Raw genomic sequence first — 4061 nt, forward strand, 5'->3', positions numbered from 1 at the left:
GTGTATATCAGGTATAGCCTTGATTATAAACAGATTTATATTTTGGTAATACTAGATTTATTGTCCAAATTAATCTCAAAAAAGTTCAGTTTTATTCAGGTTAAAAATTCATAACTAAAAATAACTTTTTCTGTATTGTGTTTTCCGATAACTTGAGTGATAATGATATCAACAACGGAAAGAGAACAACATTTTCTCAAAGCAATAAATAATCTAATTGAGGATAAAATAATGGCTGATTGGGATTTCGGACCAAGAACAACAACTGGGACTGATGGTAACGATAAGCTTGAAGGAAAAACAGGCTCTAATGAACATTGGCAAATACCCACATGGTCATTTGTCACTACATACTTTGATTACAAAGACATACTCCAGGGTCAAGGTGGAAATGATACACTTGTTGGAAAACAGGAGTCCGATACTCTTTATGGAGGGGGGGGTGATGACTATCTCTATGGTGGTAGTGAAACTACAGATCCAGACAGTGATAATGGCTATAAGTTTGTGCAGAATAATAGTAAGTCCCATAACAGGGGAGCTGGAGCAGATCATCTTGAAGGAGGTCCGGGAAATGATGCTCTCTTTGGAGGAGCTGGAAACGATACTCTCCTTGGAGGTGCCGACAATGATGTACTTCAAGGTGGAAACGGTACTGATTCTCTAGTTGGGGGTGCGGGTAATGATGTAATCTTTACTGGTAAATTATCGGCAGGCAACAGTGACATCATATATGGCGGAGCAGACAAAGACACATTCTTCCTTGGTGACACAAGTAAAACTGTAACTCCAGGCACTCTTGATGCTGAAGGATTTGCCAACGGAATTGCCACTGATATAACCGATCTTGGTTTCAGTATGATCCCTGTTGTCGGCGACCTGAGCAAAGGTCTTATAACCGCAATGAAAGAAATTACTCCCATTATTTATGAAGGGATAAATTCGGGAGTTGATGGCTATGTTGAGGCACCGCCTTCAGGAGAATACGCTACGGTTAAGGACTTCAATCCTTTAGAAGATGTAGTGATAATTCCCCTAAACTACGACAGTAGTAAGGGTGAAGACCCCAATGTTTTCATTTCAGATGCGACAAATACCCAAAACTTTTTAAGTTTTTCGTACGATCAAGGAGGTGGTACTGACATATTTGCCACTTTGAATTTTGCCAAAGCTGGAGATATTTTCCCTGGAGATACAGCTTTACCAACTCAGTATGTAACATCAATTCGAGAAACTCTCTTAAATAATGCTCTAATTCTAGATAAAAATGGGGTGTCTCAGGGTCTAAACAGCAGCGGTGCAACAAGCAATATTATAACTGCAAATGAATTCAGTGCAGAAATCCAAGCACAAATCGGTGAGATGGAAAACCCATTTTTAGTTCTAGGTGCCATTGGGCCTCTATCTGTCGAGGGTGATAACAGTGCCAACTACCGTTACGGTAGTAACTTTGACGACCACATTTATGGTTACACTTCCAAAGAAACAGTAGACAAGTCTGGGAGTACGCTAAACTTCACACCACACGCGGATGGTAACGATCAGCTATTTGGTTACGCGGGTAATGATGTATTGCTTGGAGGTAAAGGAGCAGATACTCTGAATGGGGGCGACGGTTTAGACTTTGTTTCTTACCAAGATAATAATCAGGGAACGGGTGCCACTGTCGATCTCTCTCAGGGCAAAGCAAGTAATGATGGGTTTGGTACTCAAGACACATTGATTAGCATTGAGAATGTTACTGGTAGTGACTATGATGACAATATCAAAGGAGATGGTGACGCTAACATCCTCATCGGTCGCCTAGGAACTGATATCTTAACAGGTGGTGCAGGTGCTGATACCTTTTATGTTGGTGAAGGTGATATTATCAAGGATTTTGCTGTGGAAGATAGGCTAATAATCCCTGTAGAGCTTTCCAACAATCTGTCTTTTAATTATTCGAATAACAATCTCACGTTATTAAATTCCAATGGGAGTGCAGATACAACTGTTGCGGTCTTGGAAAATATCTCCAATAATCAAGTTACCAATATTGTCAATAATTTTCAGTATCAGACTTCGGGATCATCAGGGATCAGCAGCCTCAATACAGGAGGATTGACTGTGGAACGTCGTATTCTTGGTACTTCCAATAATGACACTCTCTCTGGAGATGGTCAGGCTAACATCTTTGTTAGTGGAAAAGGGGACGATAATCTAACTGGTAATGGTGGTCAAGATATTTTCAGGCTCTCTGGTGGGAAAAATACAATTACAGACTTCACTTCTTCCGAAGATAATATTCAGATTGATGTTAAAGAATATTACGATAGCAATAGCTCTGTAGACTTTGATGCGACTTATTCTGATACTAATAATACCCTTACTATTTCTATTGCCGGTCAGCAGGCTGCTATCCTACAAAATATCTCTCAAAATCAAGTGGTAGATGCCTTAAAACAAATTGAGTTTATTGGAGCAGAAAACAACACAATTGTTATCAACGATGAGAAAATCAGCAATAAGATCGGCGACTCAGCTGGTAGTCAGTATGTCTATGGTCATGCAGGCAACGATAATATCGTACCATTTGGGGGTAAGGATGTCGTAGTAGGAGGAGATGGTGACGATTTTATCGGTACCTCTCAACAAGGTGACACTGCAATTGGTGGTACTGGTGCCGATACTTTTGTTCTCTATCAACATGGAACAAACTTTTCTCCTGATCGCATCCTGGACTTCACTCCTGCTGAAGGAGATAAGATTCAGATATGGAAAAAGCATTTGGATGCTATTAGTGATAACTCCGATCCTTCCTTAGGCTTAAACTTTACCCATTCAGAAACTAATAATGCTCTCACTATTACTCTTGGCGATCGGGATCTTGCCATTCTAGAAAATATCTCTAAAAATCAAGTAGGAGATGCCTTAAAACAAATTGAGATTTTGGGTTCACAAACAGACAATGACGGTTCAGAAGGTAGTGATGATGTTCTCATCGGCAACTCTGGCAATCAATTAATGCGAGGTCTTGGTGGTAATGATTACCTGTATAGCGGTGGAGGCAACGATACTCTCCGAGGTGGGTGGCAGGACGATCTGCTCCTAGGAGGAGATGGTAACGACCTTCTGCAAGGCTTTGAAGATAGTGATGTTTTAATTGGTGGTGGTGGTGCTGATATATTTGCTTTCATTGAGCGTTTTGATGCCTTTAGTGGTGTTGACAAGATTCTTGACTTCACTGCTTCTGAAGGAGATCGGATTCGCATTAATAGGTTTTACTATGGTTTTAGCAGTCGGAGTGATTTGAGCTTTTCAGAAGGTCAATTGTCAGCTAAATTAGCTAATGGTGACGACAAAGTTATTGCCATTCTCGAAAATGAATCTGGCTTTAATCTTAACAGTCATGTTGATCTGGTCGGGTAATCCTCTAAATCAAGTGATATAGGGAGCGACGTAGGGAATAAGGAACACTTAACTCTTAACAGAAAGTACCTTAAATTCTTAGTTTTTAATAAATCATATTCCCTTGACTACTTGACTTTGTTTTGGATATCACTACTTCTACACCACTACCCTTTGTTCTAAGTTCTAACTCAAACTTTATATTAGTCAGAATTATTAATCTTGATAGCAGGTGAATCTAACAACTAGATTCATCTGCTTTCGACTGCAGCAATATAGTGCTACGGGCAAAGCAAAAGTCACTTTTTAATATCTTGGGCGTGATGTGATATAGAATCCGATTGAACACTCGTCATTGCGACGATAGGAAGCAATCTCGTGGGACTCCTGAGATTGCTATCCGTTCCGGAATGCTCCACAAACCTTCCACTCCGTTCCAGTCGCTGCGGACGCAGGCTATAGTAACAGGACTTACGCAAAATATGGAATTATATGCCATATGTAGGGGCGAATGGCATTCGCCCTTACTAGATATGGCGGTTCTGCCTAAGTCCTGAGTAATTATCCGGATTTGATATAAGAGATGGGGAGTTCTAGAAATACTGGGCAATGGCACTCAGATGGCACATTTTTTTATACCTAATTAAACGGAGGCGATCGCGAAGTAGGGGCGG

At 40.5% G+C, this 4061-nt stretch carries 1 protein-coding gene; it reads left to right on the top strand.

Going from position 1 to position 4061, the window contains the following annotated elements:
* The first annotated feature begins 162 nt into the window (after window positions 1-162).
* A complete protein-coding gene (locus tag AFK68_RS07340) occupies window positions 163-3408 on the top strand; it encodes a hypothetical protein (protein WP_094672189.1) in 3246 nt (1081 codons plus the stop codon).
* Window positions 3409-4061: the final 653 nt, after the last annotated feature.

It is taken from the genome of Hydrocoleum sp. CS-953 (genome assembly GCF_002260545.1).
In the GTDB taxonomy this organism is placed as follows: Bacteria; Cyanobacteriota; Cyanobacteriia; order Cyanobacteriales; family Microcoleaceae; genus Trichodesmium.